Annotated in this window: 20 protein-coding genes and 1 pseudogene; 9 read left to right on the top strand and 12 right to left on the bottom strand. The window is 58.0% G+C overall.

All coding sequences use genetic code 11. The features are described 5' to 3' along the window. Positions 1-32 precede the first annotated feature (32 nt). Positions 33-4,655: a glutamate synthase large subunit gene (gene gltB, locus HNI00_RS15975; RefSeq protein WP_316787554.1), complete on the bottom strand. Its 4,623-nt coding sequence runs from the start codon at positions 4,653-4,655 to the stop codon at positions 33-35. Between the two features lie 338 nt (positions 4,656-4,993). On the opposite strand from gltB, the pseudogene HNI00_RS15980 reads away from it, so the two are divergent. Beyond that, positions 4,994-5,428 (top strand): annotated as a pseudogene (locus HNI00_RS15980) (IS1 family transposase). Positions 5,429-5,454: 26 nt separating this feature from the next. On the opposite strand, the gene HNI00_RS15985 reads toward HNI00_RS15980, so the two are convergent. After that, positions 5,455-6,165, bottom strand: a complete 711-nt coding sequence (locus HNI00_RS15985; protein WP_316787555.1) for a Uma2 family endonuclease — start codon at positions 6,163-6,165, stop codon at positions 5,455-5,457. A 285-nt stretch (positions 6,166-6,450) separates the two neighbouring features. Then, entirely contained in the window at positions 6,451-7,902 is a 1,452-nt protein-coding gene (locus HNI00_RS15990; protein ID WP_316787556.1) for an aminotransferase-like domain-containing protein, read from the bottom strand. A gap of 219 nt (positions 7,903-8,121) precedes the next feature. Here HNI00_RS15990 and HNI00_RS15995 point away from each other — a divergent pair, with 219 nt between their 5' ends. Continuing rightward, the gene (locus HNI00_RS15995) at positions 8,122-8,409 is read left to right on the top strand and encodes a hypothetical protein (protein ID WP_316787557.1); all 288 of its coding nucleotides are present in this window, start codon (positions 8,122-8,124) and stop codon (positions 8,407-8,409) included. Positions 8,410-8,475: 66 nt separating this feature from the next. Here the strand turns inward: HNI00_RS15995 and HNI00_RS16000 are convergent, their stop codons facing one another. Further along, positions 8,476-9,204, bottom strand: coding sequence for a ParB N-terminal domain-containing protein (locus HNI00_RS16000; protein WP_316787558.1), 729 nt, complete (start codon positions 9,202-9,204; stop codon positions 8,476-8,478). Positions 9,205-9,207: 3 nt separating this feature from the next. Further along, on the bottom strand, positions 9,208-10,065 hold the full coding sequence (locus HNI00_RS16005) for a ParA family protein (protein WP_316787559.1): 858 nt from the start codon (positions 10,063-10,065) through the stop codon (positions 9,208-9,210). Positions 10,066-10,392: 327 nt separating this feature from the next. Here HNI00_RS16005 and HNI00_RS16010 point away from each other — a divergent pair, with 327 nt between their 5' ends. The 3 genes from HNI00_RS16010 to HNI00_RS16020 all read left to right on the top strand — a co-directional run bounded on the left by HNI00_RS16010 (position 10,393) and on the right by HNI00_RS16020 (position 12,985). Further along, entirely contained in the window at positions 10,393-10,986 is a 594-nt protein-coding gene (locus HNI00_RS16010) for a hypothetical protein (RefSeq protein ID WP_205371067.1), read from the top strand. Between the two features lie 138 nt (positions 10,987-11,124). Then, a complete protein-coding gene (locus tag HNI00_RS16015) occupies positions 11,125-11,826 on the top strand; it encodes an ATP-dependent Zn protease (RefSeq protein ID WP_316787560.1) in 702 nt (233 codons plus the stop codon). After that, entirely contained in the window at positions 11,801-12,985 is a 1,185-nt protein-coding gene (locus tag HNI00_RS16020; protein WP_316787561.1) for a glycosyltransferase family 4 protein, read from the top strand. The genes HNI00_RS16015 and HNI00_RS16020 overlap by 26 nt, the downstream gene beginning before the upstream one ends. 110 nt (positions 12,986-13,095) lie before the next feature. Here HNI00_RS16020 and HNI00_RS16025 read toward each other — a convergent pair whose 3' ends face one another. Next, entirely contained in the window at positions 13,096-13,776 is a 681-nt protein-coding gene (locus tag HNI00_RS16025) for a hypothetical protein (protein WP_316787562.1), read from the bottom strand. A gap of 208 nt (positions 13,777-13,984) precedes the next feature. Between HNI00_RS16025 and HNI00_RS16030 the strand changes: the two genes are divergently transcribed. Further along, positions 13,985-15,235 (top strand): MFS transporter, encoded by a 1,251-nt coding sequence (locus HNI00_RS16030; protein ID WP_316787563.1) that lies wholly within the window; start codon positions 13,985-13,987, stop codon positions 15,233-15,235. A 23-nt stretch (positions 15,236-15,258) separates the two neighbouring features. On the opposite strand, the gene HNI00_RS16035 is transcribed toward HNI00_RS16030, so the two are convergent. The 4 genes from HNI00_RS16035 to HNI00_RS16050 all read right to left on the bottom strand — a co-directional run bounded on the left by HNI00_RS16035 (position 15,259) and on the right by HNI00_RS16050 (position 18,999). Then, a complete protein-coding gene (locus HNI00_RS16035) occupies positions 15,259-16,266 on the bottom strand; it encodes a glycosyltransferase (protein WP_316787564.1) in 1,008 nt (335 codons plus the stop codon). 76 nt (positions 16,267-16,342) lie between these two features. Next, positions 16,343-17,440: a glycosyltransferase family 2 protein gene (locus HNI00_RS16040; protein ID WP_316787565.1), complete on the bottom strand. Its 1,098-nt coding sequence runs from the start codon at positions 17,438-17,440 to the stop codon at positions 16,343-16,345. Between the two features lie 260 nt (positions 17,441-17,700). After that, entirely contained in the window at positions 17,701-17,907 is a 207-nt protein-coding gene (locus HNI00_RS16045; protein ID WP_172358303.1) for a hypothetical protein, read from the bottom strand. Positions 17,908-18,087: 180 nt separating this feature from the next. Continuing rightward, complete coding sequence (locus tag HNI00_RS16050; protein WP_316787566.1) at positions 18,088-18,999, bottom strand: 3'(2'),5'-bisphosphate nucleotidase CysQ family protein; 912 nt, start codon at positions 18,997-18,999, stop codon at positions 18,088-18,090. Positions 19,000-19,321: 322 nt separating this feature from the next. On the opposite strand from HNI00_RS16050, the gene HNI00_RS16055 reads away from it, so the two are divergent. Then, on the top strand, positions 19,322-19,543 hold the full coding sequence (locus HNI00_RS16055; protein ID WP_316787567.1) for a hypothetical protein: 222 nt from the start codon (positions 19,322-19,324) through the stop codon (positions 19,541-19,543). 35 nt (positions 19,544-19,578) lie between these two features. On the opposite strand, the gene HNI00_RS16060 is transcribed toward HNI00_RS16055, so the two are convergent. Beyond that, complete coding sequence (locus HNI00_RS16060) at positions 19,579-20,499, bottom strand: PfkB family carbohydrate kinase (RefSeq protein WP_316787568.1); 921 nt, start codon at positions 20,497-20,499, stop codon at positions 19,579-19,581. Positions 20,500-20,857: 358 nt separating this feature from the next. Here HNI00_RS16060 and psbQ point away from each other — a divergent pair, with 358 nt between their 5' ends. Next, positions 20,858-21,316: a photosystem II protein PsbQ gene (psbQ, locus tag HNI00_RS16065; RefSeq protein WP_172358300.1), complete on the top strand. Its 459-nt coding sequence runs from the start codon at positions 20,858-20,860 to the stop codon at positions 21,314-21,316. Between the two features lie 36 nt (positions 21,317-21,352). Continuing rightward, positions 21,353-22,522 (top strand): NAD(P)/FAD-dependent oxidoreductase, encoded by a 1,170-nt coding sequence (locus tag HNI00_RS16070; protein ID WP_316787569.1) that lies wholly within the window; start codon positions 21,353-21,355, stop codon positions 22,520-22,522. Positions 22,523-22,536: 14 nt separating this feature from the next. Here HNI00_RS16070 and HNI00_RS16075 read toward each other — a convergent pair whose 3' ends face one another. After that, positions 22,537-26,235: a Calx-beta domain-containing protein gene (locus HNI00_RS16075; RefSeq protein ID WP_316787570.1), complete on the bottom strand. Its 3,699-nt coding sequence runs from the start codon at positions 26,233-26,235 to the stop codon at positions 22,537-22,539. Positions 26,236-26,708: the final 473 nt, after the last annotated feature.

Below are 26,708 nucleotides of genomic sequence, written 5' to 3' on the forward strand. Positions count from 1 at the left end.
GGGTGAGTAGCACCCACCCCAAAAGAGAAGGTTTAGCTGCCACCCACGCGGGCCACATCGCGGGCGTTTTGCTCGAAGGCGGCGGCCAGGGCATCGTCGCCACTGAGGCCAGAAGACAGGGCAGCGGCGATCGCCTCCAGCACGCGCTTATAGTCATTGGGCATCACCTTGACGAACTTCGGCACAGTGTTGTCCCAATCCGCCAGCACCCGCTGAGCTACGGCGCTCTGGGTATAGTCGGCGTGCTGCTGAATCAACTGGCGCAGGTCGCTAATTTCTTCAGCGTCCTCCAGGGTTTCCAGCCCCACCATTGCCGTGTTGCAGCGGGTCGCAAAATCGCCCGCTTCGTCTAGCACGTAGGCCACGCCGCCGCTCATGCCTGCGGCGAAGTTGCGCCCGGTGCTGCCCAGCACGACCACCTTGCCACCCGTCATGTATTCGCAGCCGTGGTCGCCCACGCCCTCCACCACCGCCGTCACGCCGGAGTTGCGGACGGCAAAGCGTTCGCCCGCGATGCCCCGCGCATACAGTTCGCCAGCGGTCGCTCCATAGAGCGCCACATTCCCGACGATAATGTTTTCTTCCGCCACAAACGTTGAACCAGCAGGTGGATAGACAATAATCTTGCCGCCGCTGAGGCCCTTGCCCAGGTAATCATTCGCGTCGCCCTCCAGTTCCAGCGTCACGCCGCGCGGCACAAACGCACCGAGGCTCTGACCTGCGCTGCCCTGGAAATGCAGATGCACAGTGTCGTCCGGCAGCCCTTCCCAATGGCGCTTGGTGATTTCGTTGCCGAGGATCGTGCCGACCACGCGGTTCACGTTTTTGATCGGCAGCGTAGCGCGGACGGGTTCGCCCCGCTCGATGGCGGGCTGGCAGAGATCCAGCAGCATCGTCAGGTCGAGAGATTTTTCCAACCCATGATCCTGCGGCATCTGGCAATAGCGCCCGACTTCCGGCCCCACTTCTGGCTGATAGAGGATCTTGGAGAAATCCAGCCCCCTGGCTTTCCAGTGGTCAACGGCTTGCTGCGGTTCCAGCACATCCGTCCGTCCGACCATTTCGTTCAGCGTGCGGAAGCCCAGTTCCGCCATGATTTCCCGCACTTCCTGGGCGATGAAGGTCATGAAGTTGACCGTGTGCTGGGGGTCGCCTGTGAACTTTTCGCGCAACTGCGGGTCTTGGGTGGCAATCCCCACCGGGCAGGTGTTGAGGTGGCAGGCCCGCATCATGATGCAGCCCAGCGTCACCAGCGGCGCAGTAGCAAAGCCAAACTCCTCGGCTCCCAGCAGGGCAGCAATGACCACATCCCGACCCGTCTTCATCTGCCCGTCGGTTTCCACCACAATGCGCGATCGCAGGTTGTTTAGCACCAGCGTCTGATGGGTTTCCGCCAGCCCCAGTTCCCACGGCAAGCCCGCGTGCTTGATGGAGGTCTGGGGCGATGCGCCCGTGCCGCCGTCGAAGCCAGAAATCAGCACCACATCGGCATGGGCCTTGGACACGCCTGCCGCGATCGTGCCCACGCCCACTTCGGACACAAGCTTGACGCTGATGCGGGCCTCGCGGTTGGCATTTTTCAGGTCGTGGATCAGTTCCGCCAGGTCTTCGATGGAGTAGATATCGTGGTGCGGCGGCGGCGAGATCAGCCCCACACCGGGGGTGGAGTGGCGCACCTTGGCAATCCAGGGATAGACCTTCTTGCCGGGAAGCTGCCCGCCCTCGCCCGGTTTTGCGCCCTGAGCCATCTTGATCTGGATTTCCTTAGCCTGGGACAGGTAGAGACTGGTCACGCCAAAGCGACCCGAAGCCACCTGTTTAATGGCGCTGTTTTTGGAATCGCCGCGCTCGTTTGTCCAGGTATAGCGGTCGGGGTCTTCGCCGCCCTCGCCCGTGTTGGACTTGCCGCCGATGCGGTTCATGGCGATCGCCAGCGTTTCGTGCGCCTCCTTGGAAATGGAGCCGTAGCTCATTGCGCCCGTCTTGAAGCGCCGGAGAATCGCCTCCACAGGTTCCACTTCCTCAATCGGCACGGGCTGCCGTGGCTTGAATTGCAGCAATCCACGCAGCGTGAAGTATTGCTGATTTTGCTCATTCACCAGGGCGGAATACTGCTTGAACAACTCGTAGTTGCCCTCACGCACGGCCCGTTGCAGCGTGTGAATCGTCAGCGGGCTAAACAGGTGCGCTTCGCCCTCCTTTCGCCATTGATATTCGCCGCCAACATCGAGCGTTTCGTTATCCGTCGTCCGTTCTGCAAAGGCGTGATGATGCCGCAAAATCGCTTCCTGAGCGATGACCTCTAAGCCTACGCCTTCGATACGCGAAGCCGTCCAGCTAAAGTAGCGATCTACCACAGCACGATTTAGCCCGATCGCCTCAAAAATCTGCGCCCCGCGATAGCTCTGGATGGTGGAAATGCCAATTTTTGACGCGACTTTGATCACGCCCTTGGTGGCAGACTTGACGTAATTTTTGCAGGCCGTGGCGTAGTCTACATCCACCAGCAGCCCGTCGTCGATCATGCCCTGGAGGGTCGCAAACGCCAGATAGGGATTAATCGCGCCGCAGCCATAGCCGATCAGCGTCGCAAAGTGATGCACCTCACGAGGTTCGCCCGACTCCAGCACGATGCCGCAGCGGGTGCGCGTGCCCTGGCGAATCAGGTGGTGGTGCAGCCCCGCCACTGCCAGCAGCGCCGGGATGGGGGCCTGAGTTTCACTGACGGAGCGATCGCTCAGGATTAAAATACTGGCTCCAGCGGCGATCGCCCCATCCGCCGCCGCAAACAGCGCGTCCAATGCCTGCTCCAGCCCGGCCGCGCCCGCCTGCGCGTCAAACACCATCGGCAGCGTGGCCGAGCGGAACGGCCCGTCTGCTTGCGCCTTGAGCTTTGCCAGTTCCGCATTCGTCAGAATCGGCGTTTTCAGCTTGATCATCTGGCAGCTTTCCGGCACGGGTTCCAGCAGGTTGCGCTCGGAACCAATGGTGGTTTCAGCCGAGGTAATGATTTCCTCACGAATCGAGTCGATGGGCGGATTCGTTACCTGGGCAAACAACTGCTTGAAGTAGGTGTAGAGCAGCTTGGGGCGATCGCTCAGCACCGATAGCGGCGTATCCGTGCCCATTGCGCCCACCGCCTCCACTCCGTCCCGCGCCATCGGCAGCAGCAGCATCCGCAGGTCTTCAAAGGTGTAGCCAAAGGCAGTTTGCAGACGAGTGAGGTCAGCAGGGAGAGCAGCGGGGGATTCGGTTGCAGAGGGCAAACTGGCCAGATCCACCAGATACCGATCCAGCCACTCGCGGTAGGGCTGCTGGGTGACGATTTGCTGCTTTAGCTCGTCGTCGGCAATGATGCGGCCCTGGTTCATGTCTACCAGAAACATGCGGCCGGGCTGGAGGCGACCCTTGTGGGCGACGCGCTCTGGCTCGATGGGCAGCACGCCCGCTTCCGAGGCCATGATCACCAAGTCATCGTGCGTGACGTAGTAGCGGGAGGGACGCAGCCCGTTGCGATCCAGCACTGCGCCCATCATCGTGCCGTCGGTAAAGGCAATAGAGGCGGGGCCATCCCAGGGTTCCATCAGGCAGGCGTGGTATTCGTAAAACGCCTTTTTGTCCTGGCTCATGGACTCGTGGGCCGTCCAGGGTTCTGGAATCATCATCATGACGGCGTGGGGGAGCGATCGCCCGGCCAAGGTCAGCAGTTCCAGCGTATTGTCAAAGATTCCGGAGTCACTGCCGTTGATGTTGATCAGGTTAGGGACTTTTTTCAGGTCATCCCCAAACAGGTCGGACTCAAACAAGGCTTGACGGGCGTGCATCCAGTTGATGTTGCCGCGCAGGGTATTGATTTCGCCGTTGTGGGCGATGTAGCGATAGGGGTGCGATCGCTCCCAGCTTGGGAACGTGTTGGTACTAAAGCGCGAATGCACCAGACCCAGCGCACTCTCCATGTCTGGATCATGCAGGTCGGGATAGTATTTGCCTACCTGCTCCGGCATCAGCATCCCTTTATAGACCAGCGTGCGGCACGACAAGCTGGCCTGATACCAGAACGGATCGATACCAGCAGTGCGAATGGCTTTGTGAACGCGCTTGCGAATGACAAATAGCTTGCGCTCGAACGCCAGATCATCGGTCAAATCGGGCGATCGCTGAATGAACAGTTGCCGCATAAACGGTTCGCTGGCCTTTGCGGTGTTGCCCAGGGATGAATTATCCGTCGGCACGTCGCGCCAGCCCAGCAGCGTTTGCCCTTCTTCGGCAATGATCTGAGCGGCGATCGCCTCTCCCCGCCGCCGCTGCTCTGGATCGGGCGAGGTGTAGGTCATGCCCACGCCATACTGCCCCAGTTCAGGCAGCGCAATGCCTTCGACTGCTGCCACTTTCTCCAAAAACTTGTGGGGAATTTGCATTAAAATTCCCGCGCCGTCGCCCGTATTGCTCTCGCAGCCACACGCGCCCCGGTGATCCAGATTGATTAAAATCGTCAGCGCTTGCTCAATAATGTCGTGGGATTTTTGCCCCTTCATCTGCACCACAAAGCCCACACCGCAGGCATCATGCTCAAACTGCGGATCATAGAGTCCCTGGCGATCGGGCAGGTGATTCAAAACATGGAGCGGCTCAGCGGACAAAGCGTGCTGGTTCATGGCGACGACCTGAAGGCGAAACGTGAAGTTTTATCTAGACGCAGGTGTTGACTACGCTTCTAGATGCAACTGGCATTTTCTAACAGGCTTTTGGGTGAAGGTGCAGGTCTTAAGGATGTTGTCAGATCTGGCGTAGAAATGTCATCATTTGGTGTGTTTTGCAACAAAGCTGGGACGCAAAACCGTTGCAGAAGTTATTAAAAATTCACTCGATTTGAGCAGGCGTTATTCTCCAGAAAAGATCTGAGATTGGTAGTGGATTAACGTAAAGGATCGAGAGCAAAAGTAACGCCATCGCATTTTGAGAGCTTGAGGGAGTAGACTCCACAACTATCGAGATGACCTGTCCAACCTATGGGTCCCATGACATCTCCAAGAACGGCACCACTCGGCGCGGTTAGCAAAACTACAAGTGCTGGGACTGCAAGCGCCAGTTTGTCGAGAACCCCCAGTGGAAGCCGACAGACAAGGACACTCAATCTTTCGTTGATCTACTGCTGTTGGAGAAAATTCCGTTAGCGGGTATCGCCAGGGCTGCCAAGGTTTCGGCTCGCTGGCTCCAGGCTTATGTCAACTTGACAAGCTACATTGAACGACTGAACAACACCCTGAGGCAGCGAATTTCTCGGTTGGTGAGGAAGACGTTGTTCTTTTCCAAAAAGATTGAGAATCAAATCGGTGCGATTTGGATGTTTATTCATGACTACAATCGCCGTGTCAAAGAGAAGCCAGCAGAACGGGAAGAGGCTATCTTTCCCTCCATCCTTTACTAAAAGGCACTACCCGCTGTTAATTGCTATTAAATAGATTCTGGATCAATGCCGAGGGCCCGCAAGCGCTCGGCAAGTCGTTCTGCGCGGCGCTCTGCCTGCTCAGCCCGCTGCTGGGCCTGTTCGGCCTGCTGCTGGGCCTGTTCGGCCTGCTGCTGGGCCTGAAGTCGTAGCATCTCCAGTTCTACAAACGTCAGAAAAGGTTGCCCATCTGGGCGAAAAATCTGCGAGCCCGACTCGCTGGGTTCAAACCGAATCTGCAAGCGCGGACTAACCCAGCCGTCCATCTCCTCGATCACGTCGAGCCGTCCGGCGGGCGATCGCAGCCATCCGCTCAAGTCAATCTTGTCCGGGTCGTAGAGGTAATACTCCTCCACGCCGTATTGCTCGTAAAAGCGAAACTTTTTCGCCATTTCTTTAAGCGTATTCCCCGGCGATAAAATCTCAAAGACCACCTGAGGCGGCAGATTTGCTTCGCGCCACTGAAGATAGCAGCCGCGCCGACCTTTGGGTCGCCCAAACACCACCATCGCATCGGGAGCCTGACGCAGTGTATTGTCGCCTTCGACGGGATACCACAGCAGGTCGCCCGCCACAAACACGTTAGGATCGTCTGCAAACAGCAGTTCCAGGTTTTCCTTGATGGTGACAATCCAAGTGAACTGCTCTGTGTTGTTTGCCATCGGTTCCCCATCGGTTTCGGGATAGATGACGGTGGATTTCTCAGGAATTTGAACCATCGCTGTTCTCCCGGTGTAGCGCTGCTGATTTTGGATTTTAGTTTTTGGATTAGGACTTACGCACTTGCGATTAAGTTCTCTGAGTTTTGGACGATTTCTCGCGGGCTGCGCCCGCGAGAAATCGTCCAACTGCGTAACTCCTACAGATTTTGGATTGGGGGATCTTGGGCGAGCTATCCAGGGATAGTGACTGTTCCATTTTAAGGGCGGCTTGGTTTGGGGAGAAGGCGGGCGATCGCGCTCCAAAAGTGCCGGAGTTGCCCAAACTGCGCCGAAATGTTCCGCTCAGGTGGACAAGTGGCGTTTCATGATGCGTCCAAGGATTGCCATTCCCCGCTCAATTACCTCTGCATCAAAGGAAAAATTCAGCCGCATTGCCGGGTAGCCCTGCAAATTTGGGAAAAATGCAGAACCGGGTGTGACCAAAATGCCCTCGGCCGCTGCCTCGCTGCATACCAACTGCATCGGCAGGCGATCTGGCAACTTCACCCAGAGAAACAGCCCCCCCGTGGGCACTGTCCAGGAAGCCTCGGCAGGAAAGTATTGCTCCAATGCCTTCAGCATGACACCACGCCCCTGAAGATTGCGCGTACACAACTGCGCCAAATGGCGGCGATAGTAGCCCGTCGCCAAATACTCGCTGACAATCGCCTGCGAAGCCGTAGACACACACAGGTCATGCAGCATCTTGCGCTCCCGCAGTCGTCCATAGTCATCCCCCGTCGCGACCAGATAGCCCACCCGCAGACCGGGCATCAGCGTCTTGGTAAACGTTCCTGCATAAATCACAAGGTCGTCTTGATCCAGCGCCTTGATGGGTGGCGGCACGGGGTCAAAGTTCAGCCCTTCGTAGGCGTTGTCTTCCAGAATGCGGCAATCGTAGCGGCGGGCCAGGTCGAGCAACTGCTGGCGATGGGCGAGGTCAGTGGTGATGCCCGTCGGGTTGTGCAGCGTGCTGATGGTATAAATCAGCCGGGGACGATGGCTGTGGAGGTATTGCGCTAGCAGGTCGAGGTTCATGCCGTCGCGAGTCATGGGAATGCCGATCACCCGTGCGCCAAGCTGCTGAAGAACCGCCAACGCGCCGTGAAAAGTCGGGCTTTCTACAATGACCCAGTCACCGGGCTGCACAATTTCCTGCATCACCAGCGATAGTCCCTGCATAGACCCATTGGTGACAATCAACTGGTCGGGCGAGGCATCTAGCCCCTTTTGCACCAGCAGTTGAGCAATTTGCTTTCGCAAGGGATATTGTCCCTGCGGCAGGTCATAGTTAAACAGCAGCGCCCCCATCTCCTTAAAGGCGCGACGAGCCACCCGCTGGAGAATGTCTGTGTCGTGGGGGTGGGGAAAGCCGGAACTGAAGACCGTCACGCCATCCTGATGCAGCGCCGACACGGAGGCCATGTAAATGTCGAAGTAAGACATTTCGCCCTGGTCAGGAATAATGACTTCCTGAGAGGGGGCAAAGCGGGACGGCGGAATCGGCGAGGTGACGGACGGTTCGCTAACGAAATAGCCAGAGCCAGGGCGGGCGTAGATCAGTCCGTCTGCTTCTAGCACGCTGTAGGCTTCGATAACCGTGAGCTTGTTGACCTGGGCTGCTTCGGCCAGGCTGCGGATGGAGGGCAGGCGATCGCCCGGTTGCAGCGTTCCCGACTGAATCAGGCGATGGATGCGCTGGCGAATTTGTAGGTAGACGGGCTGGGGCGATCGCCGATCGAGGGGAATTTTCACAGGCGCAGAGCGGCGCAAAATAACCGCTACGAAAGCACTATAGATGCACTATAGGCGATCGCCCCCGTTTTCACCCGGTACAGTTTGGCTCAAAACAGGTAGTACGGTTTTCGGTCTCCAATAACTGTACCAGTTAAAGTTTGAAAATCTGTACCTTATCAAATGACTTTGAATTAGCGAAGCTTGGAACTGTGAACCCCTTTCCCTTCTCCAAGCCGTATGAATATTTCTGAAGCTTCTCCCACTTCCTCATCCCAGGCTCCTTCGATCAGCGCCGCATCTCATCTCGAAAATCCGAATCGTTCAACTCAAAATCGTTGGTTAGAACTGGTTTCAAGTTGGGTTAATCACTTATCAGGAAGCTCAGAGCCAATCATTCGAGAAATTCCGCAAAAGACTGGCTCAAGCCTCTGGCAAATCTACGATCCGCACACTCAATCTAAAATCACTTGCGCTTCCGAACGCGAAGTCAGAATTTGGATAGAGCAGCACTATTCTTCGAGATAGCTGCCAGCTATCAGCACCTCCTAGCTAACAAAAAAACTATGAGGGGAAGGCTGAATCCATTCTCCCTTAGAAGACTCTGTTCCATGCATCTAGAATGCTCAGCATTCGCTTATCGCCCAGCTTCTCGACCCGTTTGACCACATCCGAAAATGAGGTGAAGGGCGCTTTGGCACGAGCTTTTTCAATGTTTTTGATGAGTGTGTCAGCCGTTTTACCTCGAATACCAGCGATCGCCAGCTTCTGCATCAGGGTTGCTGGAGAGGCGGTATTGAAGGTTTCCAGCGGCTCTACCCTCTGAGGAATCTGCTGCTGGAGTGCCTGGAGGTGTTGTTCCAATCGCTGTATGTCTCGCTGCTGGGTTTGTTTTATGTCTTGAATTGCAGCATCCAGTCGCGCTTCTAGATTAGTGACTCGTTGATCCATATAGCTAAAAGAGGCAAGGGTAGGCGTTTGCGTGTCGGGGCTGGGCACTGAAGGCGGAGACGGATGCAGCGCTCTAGATTGTTCAAATTGTTCAACCGCAGCGTCTGACACCTCCTCCGGCACCACAAACGCATTCACCATCTCGGCTTCGCGGGGGTTGATTTCTCGGGCCCGCACAGCGGCATAATACTCGCGATCGCCCGCTAGCACCTCATAGCTTTCTGCCCCCGTCTGCTTCAGCAGAATGGGAGACAGCAAACCACCCGCCGCCAAAATGCTCTTAGCCAGCGCTTCGATTTCATCTACAGCAAACTGAGAGCGGGGCACCTTCGAGGTAATACTTTTGACATCCACCAGATAATATTCGCTCATCCCCTAGTCCCCAATTTTTTGCATCACTTCGTAGGAAAGGTTCCTGAACTCCTTCACCGACTCGGAATCTGCATCAAATTCAAAAATAGACTTGGGGTCTGGAATCTCTAGGTTTCCCATCGTCAAGGTATTGTTCACGCAGTTAGACAAGGCGATCCGCTCATAGATGACGGTATCTAGCAGCGGCAGCCCATACCGCTGCACCACCGCTTCCCGCTGCCGGGGAAAGACATGCTCCAAGTAACGATTATTCGTTAACACCTTAGAAGGCAAAACCCCTAAGACATTGAGTGGCTTCTTGCCGATGCTAGACCGTGTTTCATTTACCTCACTGACGAAGTTCTTGACATTGTTCAAGCCCTGGTTCGCAAAGGGCTTCAAATCAGACGGAATAATCAAATAATCAGCCGCAATTAGCGCAATTTCTGCGTAGAGGTCACGGGAGGGCGGCGCATCAATAATCACAATGTCGTAGTCGTCTTCTACTTGCTGGAGCTTCATATTCAGGCGGAGACGACTGGCGGCAATGCGAGTCAGGCGCTGTTGTTCATCGATTAGCGTAATGTGTGAAGGAATGACATCGATTTCTGGCGTGTTGAACCCATTGGAGCGACGGACAATTTCCGGAATGAAGTTGAAATCCCCGGCGCTAATGATGTGAAAAATATTTCGGTCTTTGAGGTTGTCCTCTTCTTCAAACTGAAACTTGATCAGGCCCGTCGCAAAGGTGGAGTTGGCCTGGGCATCAATATCCACCAGCAATACCTTCTTGCCCTTATTGGTAAAGGCAGCAGCCAGGTTAACAGCCGTGGTGGTTTTTCCGACTCCACCTTTGTTGTGGTAAATGGCGATCGCTTTCATCAGGGCTACATCCCGCTAAAAAATCCCTCGTTTATTCAAGCACAAGTATTCAAGCACAAGAATCACCATCAGGATTCTAAACAAATCATCCAGATCCACAGGAATCTAGTAAAGATTTAAGTCTTGTTCTACGGGGCACTTGCTTGATGCAGACGGATAAACTGCCACATACCCGCTTGCTGCTTCACCAATCGGGCTGATGTCCGAGGGGGGCTGTTGTAAGGAGTCGCTCATGCTTCTTCCGGATGCGCGATCGCCCTGGTGGAAGTTGAGATATTTGGACGGATGTCCGATTCAACTTTCTCAAAGCTTCTGGATGAGCGTGGCATGAAAAAAGCAATCTATTCCCTGACGATGGTGGCTCCGGCGCTGGCCGTGGGGGCGCTGGGCGAGGCGGCAGAGGCGGCACAGTCGCCTGTCAACCTGCGGGCTGAGGAACTGTATCGCAACCTGCAACTGTCGGTGTGCAGCAACGACTGGAACGGGGCACTCAGGGCGATCGCCCCTCTTATCGCCTCGGCAGGCATCACACCAGAATCGCGTCAGCAATTGGTCGAATATCGCCGCCAGCTTGAAGACTTGCGGGCCGTGCGAGCGGTCTACGCCAACCTGCCCAGTTGCCAGAGCAGCGCCCAGCCCATCTGGTCGGATCAGCCCGCTGAGCGCACCATCGTCTTTGCGCCCGAAGCCCAAGACATTAGCTTTGAGCAGCTCTATGCCGCGTTTCAGGGGTCGATTTGCAGCAACGACTGGGCCGAGGCACTGCGAGTGATTGGCCCAATGATTGGCTCTCCCAGCATTTCGCCAGAATATCGCGCCCAGTTGGTGCAATATCGCCGTCAGCTTGAGACATGGCGGGCTTCGCAGGCGGTGTTTTCCGGGATGGAGGGATGTGGTGGGGGTGGGGTGGTTTGGAGCTGAGGGGAAGAGGGAAGGGGGAAGAGGGAAGAACGAAGAACGAAGAACGAAGAGGCAAGAACGAAGGGGGATGATGCGATGATGGGAAAGGGAGGGTGAATTATTGCTGCCTCCGGTTGTTGTTTGCTTGCTTGAGTGTTCATGAATCAGTCTGCGCTGAACCTGATCGCGGTTACGGTCTTTGCGTTTACGATGCTGAGCCTGCTGGGGCCAGTGATTCATGTGTCGCCGCTGGTGACGGCGATCGCCGCTGGAGGGCTGCTGGGTGCGGCGACGCTAGACACGCTGACTTGGCAGGGACGGGGCGGGACGCTGCTGCTGGACTGGGTAGCGGGCTTTTCGCCCGAACACCGGGCGCGGGTGCTGCGGCATGAGGCGGGGCATTTTCTGGTGGCGCACCATCTCGACATTCCCATCACGGGCTACACGCTGAGCGCCTGGGAAGCGCTGCGGCAGGGGCAACCCGGCGCGGGCGGCGTGAGCTTTGATACGACCCAGCTAGACGCAGAACTGTCGCAGGGTAAACTGTCGGCCCAGCAAATCGATCGCTACTGTACCGTCTGGATGGCGGGGATTGCGGCGGAAACGCTGGTCTATGGCAATGCCGAGGGCGGCGGCAACGATCGCCAGACGCTGTATGCGCTGTGGAATGCCTTGCGGCGATCGCCCGCCGAAGCGGCCCTCAAGGAACGCTGGGCCACGCTCCAGGCAAAAAATATGTTGGAAACTCATCGCGCTGCCTATGACCGACTGGTGGCCGCGATGGAGCGCCGAGACAGCGTAGAAGCCTGTCGCGCCGTTTTAAGCAGCCCTGCCGATGCCTCCGCGCCCTCCGCTGTCTGAACTGAGCGTGTCGCTGGTGGTCAGCGACTGGTCGGGGGGCGGGGCAGTGCGGGCGTTGTTGCTGGCGCAGGTGTTGCAAACCCTGGGCTGTGGCGTGCAGTTGGTCGGCTTCCAGTTTGGCGAGGCGCTGTATACGGAGCCGCCTGGCGGGATGGAGGTGCTGGCGTTTCCGGGTGCAAGCTATCCCGCGATCTTGGGCACGGCGCGGCGGGTTTTGTCCCACCTGACGGGCGATGTCCTTTATGCCGTGAAGCCCAAGCCCACTAGCTTTGGACTGGGGCTGCTGCGACGGCTGCAAGTGCGGCGGCCGCTGCTGTTGGACATGGACGACTGGGAGCTAAGCTGGCACGGTGGCGACGACTGGCGCTATCGACCTGGCCCCCGGCAATTAGCGCGAGATCTGCTGAAACCGGGTGGGGCGTTGCGATCGCCCGATCATCCCCTTTACCTTCGCTGGCTAGAGCGGGCCGTGCCCTGGGCCGACGGACTGACGGTGGACACCACCTTTTTGCAGCGGCGGTTTGGCGGCGTATATCTGCCCAACGGCAAAGATACGTCCCTGTTTGACCCAGCGCGACAGGATGCGGCGGCCAGCCGTCGGCGGCTCGGACTGTCGGACGTTTGGGTGCTGATGTTTCCCGGTGCGCCGCGTCCGCACAAAGGGCTAGAAGACTTGCTCCTGGCGCTAGAAGAATTGAACCACCCTGCGGCGCGGCTGGTAATCGTGGGCGGCAACCCTTATGACGACTATGATGAGCAGTTGCGATCGCGCTGGGGTCGGTGGATGATCTCGCTGCCCAAAACGCCGTTAGCGGAAATGCCCGCCGTGCTGGCGGCCGCCGATGTGGTCGTCGTGCCCCAGCGCGACACGGCGATCGCCCGCGCCCAGTTTCCGCTGAAGCTGACCGACGGCATGGCGATGGGCAAGCCCGTCCTCGCGACTCGCGTTGGCGATATTCCCGATATCCTGGGCGACACGGGCTATTTGGCAGACCCCGACTCGCCTGCCCAGCTTGCTGCCCAGCTTCGGCACATCCTGGCCCATCCCGATGAAGCAACGCACAAGGGACAGCGGGCCCGCGATCGCTGCGTAGCCCGGTATAGCCTTGACCCAATGGCGATCGCGCTGCGGGCAGTGCTGGAGAGGGTGACGGGGTGATAAGGCAGTGGGGTTAAAGTCCCTCGCTCTTTGGGAGAAGGATTCAGGGTGGGGGCTACAAACGCAGGATGCACGCCGTCCCCCCACCCTTGTTTAACCTACGGGCATCGCTACGGGCATCGCACGAAGTTGATCCCAATGCCACCTGTTCCGGTTTCAGCAACCCAGCCGAGGTTCGTTGTGCCGCGATAATAGACGCGCTGCCAGATGCGGCCATCAGCCGTTGTTTGACGCTGAACGGGATTGGTGCCGTAAATGCGATCGCCACTCAACACGCTAGACAGAATCGTGCCGTAGGGAGCCGAGCGCACCACCAGTTCGGGCTGCGTCACCTGATAGCACTGGCCCACAGGGTCAACGGGGGGACGCGCGTCGCAGTTGATCAGCAGCGTCGCCGAACGCACCCAGCCCACCGCAGGTTCACGAATCTGGACGACCCCATCCCCCAGCACGCCCGTCAGCGTAATGCGGGTGTAGGGCTGAAGCTGTCGGACGACGGTGCCCTGGGCGGTGCTGGTGTAAACGGCTAACGTATTCGCGCCGCTGTTGCGACAGGTGTTGACGTAGCTGGGCCGCTCGAAAACCTGGACATCGGTTGCCTGGGCGATTGGAGCTTGAGCCAGCAGACCTGCCGATTCCTTCAGACCGGATTCATCCAAGGAGTCGGTTGATGGGGCGATCGCCTGAGCCGCCAGCGGGGCGAAGACGCTTGTGCCCAGCAGCCCCGCTACCCCTGCAACCAATCCGCCGTAGCTGAGAAACTTGTCCGTCGGCGTTACTCGTTGCACCATACCGTTTCACTCCTCGATGTCAAGAGTTCCTTTCGCTGAGGAATTTAGCACATTGGGCAATGCTGGAAACTTTCAGTACACAATGTTTTCAGGTTTCCGTAATGCTTGCACATACGCGCCCCCAATTTGCCCAGGACTAGCCCAACTGGGGGAAGTGGCCGCCTGAGGATTCAGCGGACAATGCGGCATTTCAGGTTGCCATCCGTCCATGCGCCATGAACCGCCGATGACCCGCGAAAGGCAGAATGTAGCGTTGCTGGCGCTGTGTCAGGCCCTCGCCATGACTAGCATGACCGTGCTGTTTACTGTGGCAGCGCTGGTGGGCAGGGCGCTGGTGGCCGATGCCTCGCTGGCGACGCTGCCGCTGGCGGTGATGCAGGTGGCGGTGATGCTGGCCACGATTCCCGCATCGATGCTGATGCAGCGGCGGGGCAGGCGCTTTGGGTTTGCAGTGGGCACGCTGATTGGCATCGTCGGGATTGGGCTGGCGGTGGCGGCGGTGCTGATCCGGAGCTTTCCGCTGTTTTGTGCGGGAACTGTTTTGATGGGTGTGTTTAGCGGGTTTTCGGGGTTCTATCGGTTCGCGGCAGCAGAGGCCGCCAGCGAGTCATTTCGGGCGCAGGCGATTTCGCTGGTGGTGGCGGGCGGCGTAATTGCGGCGGTGCTGGGCCCCAATCTGGCTAGCGTGGCAAAGGATGCGATCGCCCAGGCAGAATTTGCCGGATCGCTGCTGTCGATTGTGGGTCTACAAGTCCTAATCCTGCTGCTGCTGATCGGCATCAGGCTCCCAGTTGTGCAACGTCCGGTCATGCACAAAGACATTGCAGTAGCAGGGCGATCGCCCTCAAAATCCGAAGGCCGAAGCCTTGCACAGATTTTGCGACAGCCTGTGTTCATCGTCGCAGCCTTGGGCAGCAGCGTCGGCTATGGCGTGATGGCGCTGCTAATGACGGCCACACCGCTTGCCATGACGGGGATGAATCATTCGTTCCATTCAGCGGCCTCCGTCATTCAGTGGCACGTCTTGGGTATGTTCGCGCCGTCGTTCTTCACCGGATTCCTAATCGCGAGATTTGGCGTTCTCAATATTATCCTTGCAGGAGTCGTGCTGAATCTCGCTAGCGTGGCGATCGCCCTCTCCGGCGTGACGCTCCCCCATTTCCTGATTGCGCTCACGGTGCTGGGGCTGGGCTGGAATTTCATGTTTGTCGGCTCCACCACGCTGCTCACCGAAACCTATACGCCCGCCGAAAAAGCAAAAACGCAAGCCGCCCACGATTTCCTGATGTTTGGCGCGGTGGCAGGCTTTACGTTCCTATCAGGACACCTGCTCAACGGCTTCGGCTGGGCCGTGGTGAACTATGCCGCGCTGCCGCTGCTGCTGGTGACGCTGGGTGCGGTGCTGTGGCTAAAGCTGAGGGACAAAGAGGGTGTGGGAAAGCGGGGAATCGTGGGCTGATGGAGCGACCCTCCAGCATTCTGTCACTTCCCAAATCGTGCTAGGAGCGATCGCAGCCTGGGGCCGCGCCGGTGGGGATAGAGCCAGCGGGCAGGCAGCAGTCGTCGCAGCGCTACGGCCAGCCGCAAGTCCTGATGGGAGCGGACTGGCAGCGTTCCGCCCAATAGCCGCAGCGGTTCCTCAAGCAGGGCTGCCTGACTTGAAAACTGCACCAGCGGGGCGATCGCTCGAAACAGGTTATATTCTCCAGCCTCCAGGGTTGCGTCGAGTAAGAAATAAAGGCTGCGCTGGCAGTCGGGAAGCAGGTCAGGATGGCGATCGCCCACCCAGCGAAATAGCGCTGCGTAGGACTGCCGCAGTATCCTGGCGTTTTGCGTCAGGTTTGCCCCATGCTGTCGATAAAACGCCGCCACCATCGGCACGTACACCAACCGCACCCCGCCCCGCAGCAGCGCCAGCCCAAAGGCTCGATCCTCGCAGGCCCGCAGGGTTTCGTCAAACGAGAACTGAGCCAGCACCGACCGATGTAGCAGCATGGCCTGTTGCAGCAGTGGAAAGGGGGTGTCGGCCAGGCGATCGGGGCAAATCAGCAATCGCCGCGCCAGGGCTTCTGGAGGCTGTGAGCCAATTTCACAGCGCTGGCGCAGTCCCGATCGCTCCACCCGCTCATAGTCGGAGTAAATTACCAGCCGATCGGGGTGCTTCCCGTCCACCGCCGCAAGCTGGCGCGATAGCTTATCCGACGCAAGCCAGTCGTCCCCATCCAAAAACTGCACCCACTCGCCACGGGCACACCGCGCCCCCAGGTTGCGAGCCGCCGATACGCCGCCGTTGGGTTGCGACTGGTAATGAACTCGCGTATCTTGCTGCATCAGACCTTGGGCGATCGCCTCTGTGCCATCGGTCGAGCCATCGTTGATAATCCAGCACTCGATATTGTCGTAATCCTGCCGCAGCACACTGTTCACGGCATCTTCCAGAAACCGCGCCTGGTTAAAGGCAGTGACGACGACCGAAACCAGCGGAGGCATGAGAAAGGAAAAATAAGATAACTTACCGAGTTGAACCGTTGACCCTGGAATGGTTGTCTAGACAAGTTTGGCAAGTTTAAGTTTGATAAGTTTGGTAAGTTTGAGTTTGCCCCGTTTGAGTTTGCCCCGTTTGATCTGTTCGCGACACGCTCGCGTTTGGCTTGGCGACCGGGAAGCCCTCTAATGGGAAGTTCGCCCGCAGCACCCAGCCCTCGATCGCCATTCGCAGCCAGCCAGGACAGCGGCGATCGCCACACAGCGTCAACAGCCGCTCTTCCAAACTCCCGTCCTGCACCGATAGCCGTGCTGGAATCTGCCGATTCTTGATCACCCACCGCCAGATCGACCCAATGCTGGGGTCATCCGCCGCCAGCCCCCATTTCCGCACCGCATGGGCAAAGTTTCGCGCCGTGTAGCCCTCGCTCCATTTGAATCGGTAAAACGGCAAGTCTGTTGCGTCAAACTGGGGCACTAGCTCCGGGTTCAAAAAAATCACGCGGGCAGATGGCTCCAGAATATGCCTACCGCCCAGCGCTGCCACCTGAAAGGATACATCCGTGTGGCTGGCGAGGCTGTCGAACCGTTCATCCAGCCGCACCCGTTGCAGCACATCCCAGCGCACCATCAGGCAGTGAAACTCGGCTGAATCCACCTCCTGTCGCCGCAGTTGGGGTTCTGCCTGAGCGAGCGGCACGCCCGCCATCAGTTGCTTTTGCTCGAACCAGCGCTTGCCCCAGCGACGGGGGTGAAACCGGGTGGCAATACCCGCGACGTGAATCTCTAGCCTGTCGGAATGGGGATTGCCTTGCAAAATGAGCGGCGCAGTGATGGCAGCGTGTTCTGCCTCGGCCGCCAAAACGAGCGATCGCAACCATCCCGGCTGCACCACCACGTCATTATCCAAAAACACGACGTATTCTGGACGCTCCACCCACGGCAGCGCTAGGTTTCGCGCCTCGTTCGACCGCAAGTATCGCTCCCGACGAATCAGCATCATCCAGGGATAGGTAGCGGCCTGGCGTTCCAGGTAGTGGCGTACCGGGGTAGGCGAGTTGCCGTCTACATAAATCAGCCGAAACGGGTAATCGCCATAGCTGGCTAGCAGGCTGTCCAACGACACTTGGCTGGGGCTAAATCGCTCACGCTGCGTCACGATGAGGGTGACTGGTGGCATGGGGACGGATGATGCGTGGGGCACAGCGCCAAAACCCTCGGAATGACGGAAACGATAAACCTACACCCAGAGCTTAGCAGAAGCAACCCGTTGGCCTGCTGCTGATCCGCCATAGGGCGGCTTGGAACGGGGGATAACTTGCGTTGGGCGATCGCCCAATCCAGCCTGTAACTCAATCCTCAATCCAGTCCCCAATCCAGCCCGAAACTCAGTCCCCAATCCAATTCCTATCCAGTTCCTATCCAGATCCGATTTAGCGTCTAATCGACCAGCATCACGCGGCCGGCTTGCAACTCGTCAAACACGCGGCTAATGTGATAGCGCTCCGCTTGGGTCAAGCGCTGATCGGACAGGATCGTGGCGGCAAGCTGGAGATGCTCTTTGCGGGTCATTTGCCCCGAAGACAAAATTCGATCGACCAGCGCTTGCGTAGAGACGCTGGCGCGACCAGGAAGCGCCCAAACCATGTAGTGAACCTCTGCTGCTGAATTCTGACCAGATCCGTGTGATAGGAACGGTTTTCCTAGCCTTAGTAAACCCAGGTTCCGCCCCTACAGATCGATCTTCTGGCGAAAACAGGGGATCGGGGGCAAAGCTTCTGTAATGGCAGGTGTCAGGACTGTGAAGATTCTGCGTAGCAGCGGGGTTCAGGAGAGACCGTCGATTTCTGCCAGGATGCGAGTGGCTTCGGCGCAGAGGGCTTCGTGGCAGCGACCGTTGGAGGCCATCAGCCCGCCCCACTGGTTGACATCGCCCGTGTTATACCGCAAGGGTTCGCCGCTGAAGTGGGTAAATTTGCCGCCTGCCTCGGTGAGGATGAGTTCGGGGGCGGCCATGTCCCAATCCTTGGGGGCAGACTTGCCGGAGAGCGAGATGTAGAGGTCGGCTCGGCGATCGACCAGCGCGGCGATTTTGCCGCCGACGCTGCCTACGGAGAGCTGGTTTTGGCAGGGCAGCTTTTGCAGCAGGGCATTCAGCCGTCCGTCGCGGTGGGTGCGGCTGACCACCACGACCAAATCGGCAGGGCGATCGCACGCTGACACCTGCAACCGCTCCACCTTTCCATCGGGCGTTTCCACAAATGCCCCACCGCCAAGGGTGGCGAAATACTGCCGCTCTAGCTCTGGGCAGGTGACCACCGACAGCACCGGGCGACCGCGATAGGCCAGCGCCAGGTGAAAGGCATATTCCCCCGTTTTGTCAATGAAATCTCGCGTGCCGTCGAGTGGATCGAGAATCCACACCCAGTCTTGGGGGAACGGCGCGGCAGAGGCTTGGGACTTGTAGGTTTCTTCGCTGAGATAGCCGAACTGCTCATCGCCCAGCAAATCGTGCAGTCTGCCGAGTACGAAGCTGTTCACTGCCAGATCGGCTGCGGTCACCGGGCCGTCTTTTTCGTTCTGGATATCGAGATTGCGGGCCGTGCCATCCTGAAACGGTTCCCCCCGATAATACGCCCGCAGAATTTTTGCTGCACCCCAGCCCAACGCACGGGCGATCGCCAATAGGTCTTCCAAGGGATGGCCATCTATCAATTCCGCAGGGTTTGCCTGGATCACAACGTCTCCTTTCGCGTTTTTTGGGCATGGGCGAGCGTTTTCGCCGCTACTGCAAGCTGCTACGGCAAGCCGCTACTGCAAGTCGCTACTGCAAGCCGCTACTGCATCAGCATAGAACGGCTCGTCAATTATAGGGCACGGGTTTGCCCAATTCTGAACTAAAGCTTAAGCAGGCGTTATCAGACATAAAGCAAGGCTATATACAAAACCTCTTTTCATGAATTGAATTTATATCTAGTCTGGGGAATAGACGCGATGGTGACTGGTGTTTTCTGCGTCTGCCCTCACTCGTTCTGCCCTCTTTTTACCAAAGGTGATTGCGATGAAGAATCTGCCCGATCAAGTGACAGATGGAGGATGGTCGGTTCAAGTGTACAGTGGCGATCGCCGCCTGCTGTGTTCGCTAGACCCGTCTCATATTTGGATGCTGATGCTGGGAATCTTTTTGGGGCTGGTAATGGGCATCTCCTGGGTGCGAGTGTCGCCGCCCGCAGAAACGGAATGGAACAAACCCGCTGCGCCGCCAGTTCTGAATGTGGATTAGTCTCAGGCGGTCTTTTTGCAATCATTCCTTTGCGATCAGTCCGATTTGAGGAAGCCGGGGTTCTTCTGGTGCGGCGGTGCTTCCATCCAGTGACGCGGGCCAAAGGATTGGCAGGCGAGGGCAGCGACTTGGGCTGCTTGGGCGATCGCCGCCTCGAATCCCAGTTGCAAAATAAAGTGGCAGAATGCGCCGTGAAAGATGTCGCCCGCGCCCAGCGTGTCTACTGGGGAAATGGTGGGAACCGCTACTCGTCCCGCCTGTTTGCCCTTGAGATATTCTACGGGCTGGGAACCGTGTGTCCGTGCGACCTGGCCAATGCCGAGCGATCGCAGGTAGGGCAGCACATCCGCCGAGTCGCACCCCGGCGGCAAAAAGTTGGCCGAGCAGATGGCATAGTCCGTGTGGCGCAAGACTGCCTCAAAGCCCGGTTTCCAGCTACCGCCATCGACCACCACGGGAATGCCCAAGGCTCTTGACTGCTGGGCGATCGCCTCGCTAATTGCCATCTGGTGTCCGTCGATCAGTACCACGTCAAACCTGCGCTCTTTCAGGGCTTGCATCAGGTCGGCTGGAAGGCGATCGCCCGCCACCTGTGCCCCCACGGCATTCCGCGATACCACCGCGCGATCGCCCGTCGCCGCTGTCACCAAAATGGACGACACCGCTGGCGAGGCCTGCCGCTCTGGGTCAAGGTCGCGGTGCTGCACCCCCCAAGTTGCCAAGTCTGCCCGAATTAACCCAGTCATGGGGTGCTGTCCCAAGCTGCTCAGCAGCAGCGCGTCTCCGCCCAGGTGGGCAAAGGTTACGGCTGCATTGGTTGCGGGGCCCCCAGCGGCGATCGCCACATCCTGGGCCACGACTTTCTGATTGCTGGCGGGCACGGCCTCGACCTGGTAAATCAGATCGAGCGTCGTTAGACCCACAAATAGCCCCCGCCCTCTTGAAGACTCTCCCATGTTCATCGCTCTGTTTTGGATTTTGGTAGAACCTACGCAGTTGGACGATTTCTCGCGGGCTGCGTCCGCGAGAAATCGTCCAGAACCCAGCAAACTTATCGCAAGTGCGTAAATACTTGTTTGGATTCTGGATTCTGGATTTTGGATTTTCGATTGCCGTTTGGGAACGCACAGGGTTCCGGTCAGATTCAGTGCCCTCTCGTCCTGCGAAACCCTTCCCACTCGTCCCCTTGTGGTTTATAGTGCTTTACCGGAGCCAGTGTTCAGTCTATCGGGATGTCGCGACTATCCCGCCATTGGCTGATGTATTCTGGGGTAATCCGTTGGCAAATATTGGGCAAGTAATAGAGTGGAATCTATGAAAAAGTGGTATCGAAGCGTCCTCAGTTTGGTGTTGGTGGCGATCGCCGTCCTGTCCATTGGCTGTAGCAGCGCCCCCGTTGCCAAAGGGCCACTTTATTCACCTGAACAACTGGCGCAAATTGAAAAATACGTGAGCGATGTGGACGCACTGCGGGTGCGGATGCAGGAAATTCCCCCGCTGGTGCAAAAGAAGCAGTGGGTGGACGTGCAGACCTTCATTCATGGGCCGCTGGGTGAACTGCGGACGAAGATGACCCGTCTGGCCCGGTTGCTGGAACCCAAGAAAGCTCAGCCCGCTGCGCTGGATGCCGCCAAGGCCGTGTTTGGTCATCTGATCGCCATCGACGAAGCGACCCAGACGGGCGACTCTCAAAAGGCGCTGCTGAATTATAACGAGGCGCTGCGCGATTTTCAGGTGTTTCTGGATCTGATGCCAACGACGCAGGACGGTTAGGATAATCCAGCTAAACCCTCATAGGCAGGTAGGATTGTGCCAACCGACGAAAGCCGCGTGGTGATCGTGGGCTGCGGAGTGGTGGGGGCGGCGATTGCCTACGAGCTAAGCCAGGTGAATGGTCTGGCGATTACCGTAGTCGATCGCCAGCTCCCTGCCCGCGCCTCGACGGGGGCCGCACTGGGCGTGCTGATGGGCGCGATTAGCCAGAAAGCTAGGGGTCGCGCCTGGAACCTGCGACAAACCAGCCTCCGCCGTTATCAGCAGTGGCTCCCTGAGCTAGAGGAATTGACCGGGCAGCGAGTGCCCGTGAATCGGCAGGGCATTTTGCTCCTGTCCTACGAAGCAGATTTATCGAAATGGGACGCGCTGATCCGCCTCCGTCAGGAGCAGGGCTGGACGCTGGAGCATTGGGCCCCGGTTCAGGTGGGCGATCGCTGTCCTCAGGTTTCTCTGAATGCAGTCACAGCGGGCATCTATTCGCCACAGGACTGCCAGATTGATCCGACGGCCTTGACCCGTGCGCTGGTGGCAGCGGCCGCACAGCGCGGCGTGCAGTTTGATTTTTTGAGTCCGGTTGCATCGCTAGAATTTGCCGATGCGACGGGGCGGCGCTGCGTGGGCGTGCGAACCGTGCAGGGCGATCGCCTCTTGGCCGATTGGGTGGTGATCGCCTCCGGGCTGGGAACTACACCGCTACTCGACGCGCTGCCCCTCCCCCAGATCGACATCCGCCCCGTTTTGGGACAGGCGATGCGGGTGAAACTGGGGAAACCAATGGGCGATCGCACGTTTCAGCCTGTGATTACGGGCAACGATATTCACGTCGTGCCGCTGGGCCAGGGAGAATACTGGATCGGCGCAACGGTCGAGTTTCCAGAATTTGTAGAAGGGGAGTCTGCGTCGAGTTTTAGTCAGGCAAATGGTTTAGGGGCGATCGCCGCCAGCCCCGCCGCGCTAAAAACGGTCTGGAAGGGGGCGATCGCCCTCTGTCCTGCCCTTGCCCAAGCCGAAGTGCAACACACTTGGTCGGGTCTGCGCCCTCGCCCCGCAAACCGCCCCGCGCCTGTGCTGGAGCGCCTGAGCGCCTGCCCAAACGTCATCCTGGCCACGGGGCACTATCGCAACGGGGTGCTGCTGGCTCCCGCGACCGCTGTGTGGGTGCGGGGAGAGATTGAAGACACAGAGGGGAAGATACAGGGTTAGATTCCGGCTGAAGGCTAAATGCCTGTGTTTCCAGTTCCACTGAAGTTAGACAGGTCGCCAGCCAGGTTGTTTGGCGTATTCAGCGGCGAGTTATTAAAGATCGAATTATTCACCGCCAAAACACCACCTGATGCGATGAAAATCCCGCCGCCGCCCATACCAATATTGCTCGCCTGATTGCCGACAAAATTGGCAAAGTTGATATTGGACGTTCCAGCGTTGTACAAGCCGCCGCCTGACGAGTTTTGGGCAACATTACCAGAAAACAGAATTCGCTGACTTGCGGTTCCTGTCACATTCAGGGTGCCGCCAGAATCGTTGGAAACGCCACCACCAATGCTAGCCGCTGTGTTGTTCACGATTTGGCTACTGCCCTGGATGTTAACCGTACCGCTCTGGTTGCTGATGCCGCCGCCTGCGCCGCTCGTTCCACTGCCAGCAGTATTATTCCTCACGATTGTGTTCAGCAGCGTTGTTGTACCGCCTTGGTTGAAGATGCCACCGCCGAGCTGCGCCTGGTTATTCTGCACAACTAGGTTTTCCAGGTTCAGCGTGCCGCCCAAGTTGGCGATGCCGCCCCCATTTCCTGTAGCCACGTTTCCACCGGAGATGGTTAGCCCTTCAATCGTTGCTGTGATAGCTGGCTGGAGAGTAAAGATCCTGAAGTTTGTTGCTGCGGCCGAATCCCGCGAAATGGTAAGCGTCCCAGCGCCAGGGCCATCGATCGTCATATTGCGCGACAAGTCAGGCAGCGCTGAGGCAAGCTGAATCGTGCCGCTTACCGATGGCGCAAAGGTAATCGTTGGGTTGGCAATGGAGTTGTTGTTGTTCGCGGCAATAATCGCCTGGCGCAGCGACCCCGCTCCAGAGTCGTTCGTGTTGGTGACGATGCCGTCATCGTTGAGGATCGTGCTGACCTGCGGGGTGACCGTGCCAGAGGTATAGCCCGGCCCGTTGACCAGCGTCAGGCTAATGGTTTCGTTTGGCTCAATTGTGTCTAGATCCGCCACAGGCTTAATCCGCAAAACAGCCGTAGTCGCCCCAGGCGCAAACGTAATCGTGCCCGCCGTGGGGTTAAAGCTGGCTGCGCCTTCGACGGTATAGTCATTGCCCGCCGCGCCAAATACTGCCGTCCCGCCGACCGTGAAGCTCACCGTCAGCTCACGGCTCGTTGCGCCTACTCGCGTGAAGGTGTAGACAATTTCCTGTCCGCTGTCTTCCAAAACATTGTCGGGCGAAACCGTTAGCGTCACGATTGCGTCGTCGTCTTCGATGATGCCGGAGACTGGTGTGGTGCTGACGGGCGTGTAGCCTGTCCCCGGTTGTAGGGTCAGCGTCACCAGTTCATTCGGCTCTAGGTTGGAGTCTGCAACGGGCTTCACAAGAATCGTCTTGGTCGATTCGCCTGCCGCAAACTGCACCGTTCCCCCCAGCGCCGTGTAGGTAAAGGTTGTGCCTACGGGTGCAGACACCGTGTAGTCGGTGCTGAAGGTGGCTGTGCCGCCCACGCCGAAGTTGACCGTAATCGGGCGATCGAGGAACGCTGTACGGGTGAAGGTAAAGACTAAATCGTTGCCGCTATCTTCTAGCACGCTGCTGGGCGATACGGAAAGCTGGATGCTAGAGTCATCATTTTGAATCGTGCCCGTGGCTGTGCCCTGCGCCCCAACGATGTATCCAGTGCCAGCCGCCACCCCAACCACGACGGTTTCATTCGGCTCCACTACGTTATCGCTGGTGGGCGTGACGGTGATCGTCTTGGTGGTTTCCCCGACTGCGAAGCTAATGGTGCCCGTTCCACCCGTGACCGTTGCGCCGGTAATCGTATAGTCCGAATTTGGCCCGCCCAGGGTTGCCGTGCCGCCGACCGTAAAGTTTACGGTGATTGCGTTGCCTGTGAATCCGGTGCGGGTGAAGGTGTAGACCATTCCCGTGCCGCTGTCTTCTAGTACCGCGTTCGGGGACACCGCGACGCTGATTGAACTGTCATCGTTCAGAATGGTCCCAACTACTGGGGCTGTGGTCAGGGGAGCATAGCCTGCACCGCTGCGGAGCGTCAGGATCACGGTTTCGTCAGGCTCTACCACGGTGTCTGCATTGGGGCGAATCCGTAGAACCTTAGTGCTTTCCCCTGCTGCAAAGGTAATCGTGCCCGCCGATGCGCCATAGGTAAATGTTGTTCCTGGCGGTGCGTTCACGGTGTAGTCGCTTGTTGCACCAAAGCCTGCGGTGCCGCCCACCCCAAAGCTCACCGTGATGCTGCGGTTTAGAAATCCTGTCCGAGTGAAGGTATAAACCAGCTCATTGCCGCTGTCTTCTTGGACGCTAGCAGGAGACACAGATAGTGCGATCTGGCTTTCATCGTCGATGATGGTGCCTGTGGCGCTGTTGGCAGGAGCGAGACTGTAGCCAGCACCGGGAGCCAGCGCTACGATGACCGTTTCGTTTGGCTCGACCAAGTTATCTGCAATGGGGGTGACTCGGATCGTGGCAGTGCTGACGTTGGGGGCGAAGGTAATCGTGCCCGTATTGCCCGTGATGCTGGCTCCCGTCACGTTATAGTCACTGCCGCGTGTGGCGGTGCCGCCCAGGGTGAAGTTGACGGTCAGGGCATTGCGGATGAAGGTGGTGCGGGTGAAGGTGTAGACCAGAGTGCCGCCGCTGTCCTCGACCACGTTGGCAGGCGAGACGGCAACGCTGACGGGTACGATGGGAATGGGCACGCTGACATTGAAACTGCCAAGCGTCGCTGGAGGGGCTGCGTTGCCGCTGGTGTCGAAGATTTGTCCGGCTTGCAGCGAAACCTGGTAGGTACCGTTGTCGTTGGCATCCCAAGTGCCGCCGGGGGCTGTGATTTGATAGGTCACGGTGCGGGAGGTGCCGTTGCCGACGGGTGTAAAGCCGACCAACTGCGCCCCCTGCGCAAAGCCATTGGGGCCCGTGACGAGCAGGTTGCCATTGCGGAAGCTGAGGCTATTGAGCTGAACCGCATCGGCATATTGAATGGTGAAGGTCTGGGTGGTTCCTCCCGCAACAGTGATATTGGGATTGGCGATGACTAGGTTGGCAGCGCTGGGCGGCGTGGTGTCGCGGGGGGGCAGCGGGAAGGCGACTACGTTGGTGCGGGTGAGGCGGCTGACGTTCACATTGCGAACAATGGCCAGAAATTCACCCGTCTGACGATTGCGAATGATGACGTTGTTGCGGTTGTTGCCTGTGCCCTGGACGATGCTGAGGTTATTGAAGCGAAGATCGCCTGCTAGACCAATACGGTCTTGGTTGGGATTGAAATCGGTGATGACGTTGGCGTTTCTCCGGCGGCTACCGCCCGTGCCGTTGGCCAAGACAAACACATCGCGGCCGGGGCCGCCGGTCATGACATCGCGCCCGCCAGTGCCCGCGACCAGCGTATCGGCTCCTTGTCCACCATTTAGCCGGTTGAGGCCGCTGTCGGCATAGATCAGGTCGTCGCCATCGCCGCCGTTGAGAGTGTCATTGCCGATGCCGCCGAAGAGGGTATCGTTGCCAGCGCCGCCGTCTATCAGGTCGTTGCCTGCATTGCCCTGGAGCAGGTCGTTACCGTTGCCACCGTTAATTTGGTCGTTGCCAGCAGCGCCAAGGAGGTAATCATCTCCATCCTCGCCAAAAATGAGATCAGCATCGGGAGTGCCAAGCAAAAAGTCCGGGCCGGGGGTTCCAATCAGAGTAGCCATTAACTGTTTTCCTAACGAACTTGAACAGCGGGAGGAAGTACGGAGGGGGGAAAGGGGTTCTGCGTTGCCAGATTGGGAATTTCGGAGTTTTTTCGGAGTTCTATTTCATGCTTCCGAGAGCATTTCTGAGAACTCCTAGGAAAGTTCAGAAAGGGAGTCGAGACATGACCTTGCTGGAAGGTTGAACCCAATATCTCCTGATATCTAACGTCTGAAACAAAAGTGATAAAGCAAGGTTGCCCAATCTGGAGCGATGAAATTAACATCTCAATCGATTAATTCGACTAACCCAGTGTCCTTTTTGACATAAAACTGAATCCGTAGGCGATCGCCCTATAATTTGCCCTCAGAGAAAGCGTAAAGGCGGCTTTGAACCTGGAGTTTGGCGTGTGGGTAAGCCATCTGAAAAACCGTGCTGTATCCGCACAAGCCGAGCTGAAACATGCTTTTCAGAGCGCTACAAAAATTGCTCT

The sequence above is a fragment of the Thermoleptolyngbya oregonensis NK1-22 genome (assembly GCF_032705245.1).
GTDB lineage: Bacteria > Cyanobacteriota > Cyanobacteriia > Elainellales > Elainellaceae > Thermoleptolyngbya > Thermoleptolyngbya sichuanensis.

What these genes read in the sequence shown, in the direction of transcription:
- gltB (WP_316787554.1), bottom strand. Translation starts at nt 4,655, where the DNA reads ATGAACCAGCACGCTTTGTCCGCTGAGCCGCTCCATGTTTTGAATCAC.
- HNI00_RS15985 (WP_316787555.1), bottom strand. Translation starts at nt 6,165, where the DNA reads ATGGTTCAAATTCCTGAGAAATCCACCGTCATCTATCCCGAAACCGAT.
- HNI00_RS15995 (WP_316787557.1), top strand. Translation starts at nt 8,122, where the DNA reads ATGAATATTTCTGAAGCTTCTCCCACTTCCTCATCCCAGGCTCCTTCG.
- HNI00_RS16000 (WP_316787558.1), bottom strand. Translation starts at nt 9,204, where the DNA reads ATGAGCGAATATTATCTGGTGGATGTCAAAAGTATTACCTCGAAGGTG.
- HNI00_RS16005 (WP_316787559.1), bottom strand. Translation starts at nt 10,065, where the DNA reads ATGAAAGCGATCGCCATTTACCACAACAAAGGTGGAGTCGGAAAAACC.
- HNI00_RS16010 (WP_205371067.1), top strand. Translation starts at nt 10,393, where the DNA reads ATGAAAAAAGCAATCTATTCCCTGACGATGGTGGCTCCGGCGCTGGCC.
- HNI00_RS16015 (WP_316787560.1), top strand. Translation starts at nt 11,125, where the DNA reads ATGAATCAGTCTGCGCTGAACCTGATCGCGGTTACGGTCTTTGCGTTT.
- HNI00_RS16020 (WP_316787561.1), top strand. Translation starts at nt 11,801, where the DNA reads ATGCCTCCGCGCCCTCCGCTGTCTGAACTGAGCGTGTCGCTGGTGGTC.
- HNI00_RS16025 (WP_316787562.1), bottom strand. Translation starts at nt 13,776, where the DNA reads ATGGTGCAACGAGTAACGCCGACGGACAAGTTTCTCAGCTACGGCGGA.
- HNI00_RS16030 (WP_316787563.1), top strand. Translation starts at nt 13,985, where the DNA reads ATGCGCCATGAACCGCCGATGACCCGCGAAAGGCAGAATGTAGCGTTG.
- HNI00_RS16035 (WP_316787564.1), bottom strand. Translation starts at nt 16,266, where the DNA reads ATGCCTCCGCTGGTTTCGGTCGTCGTCACTGCCTTTAACCAGGCGCGG.
- HNI00_RS16040 (WP_316787565.1), bottom strand. Translation starts at nt 17,440, where the DNA reads ATGCCACCAGTCACCCTCATCGTGACGCAGCGTGAGCGATTTAGCCCC.
- HNI00_RS16045 (WP_172358303.1), bottom strand. Translation starts at nt 17,907, where the DNA reads ATGGTTTGGGCGCTTCCTGGTCGCGCCAGCGTCTCTACGCAAGCGCTG.
- HNI00_RS16055 (WP_316787567.1), top strand. Translation starts at nt 19,322, where the DNA reads ATGAAGAATCTGCCCGATCAAGTGACAGATGGAGGATGGTCGGTTCAA.
- HNI00_RS16060 (WP_316787568.1), bottom strand. Translation starts at nt 20,499, where the DNA reads ATGGGAGAGTCTTCAAGAGGGCGGGGGCTATTTGTGGGTCTAACGACG.
- psbQ (WP_172358300.1), top strand. Translation starts at nt 20,858, where the DNA reads ATGAAAAAGTGGTATCGAAGCGTCCTCAGTTTGGTGTTGGTGGCGATC.
- HNI00_RS16075 (WP_316787570.1), bottom strand. Translation starts at nt 26,235, where the DNA reads ATGGCTACTCTGATTGGAACCCCCGGCCCGGACTTTTTGCTTGGCACT.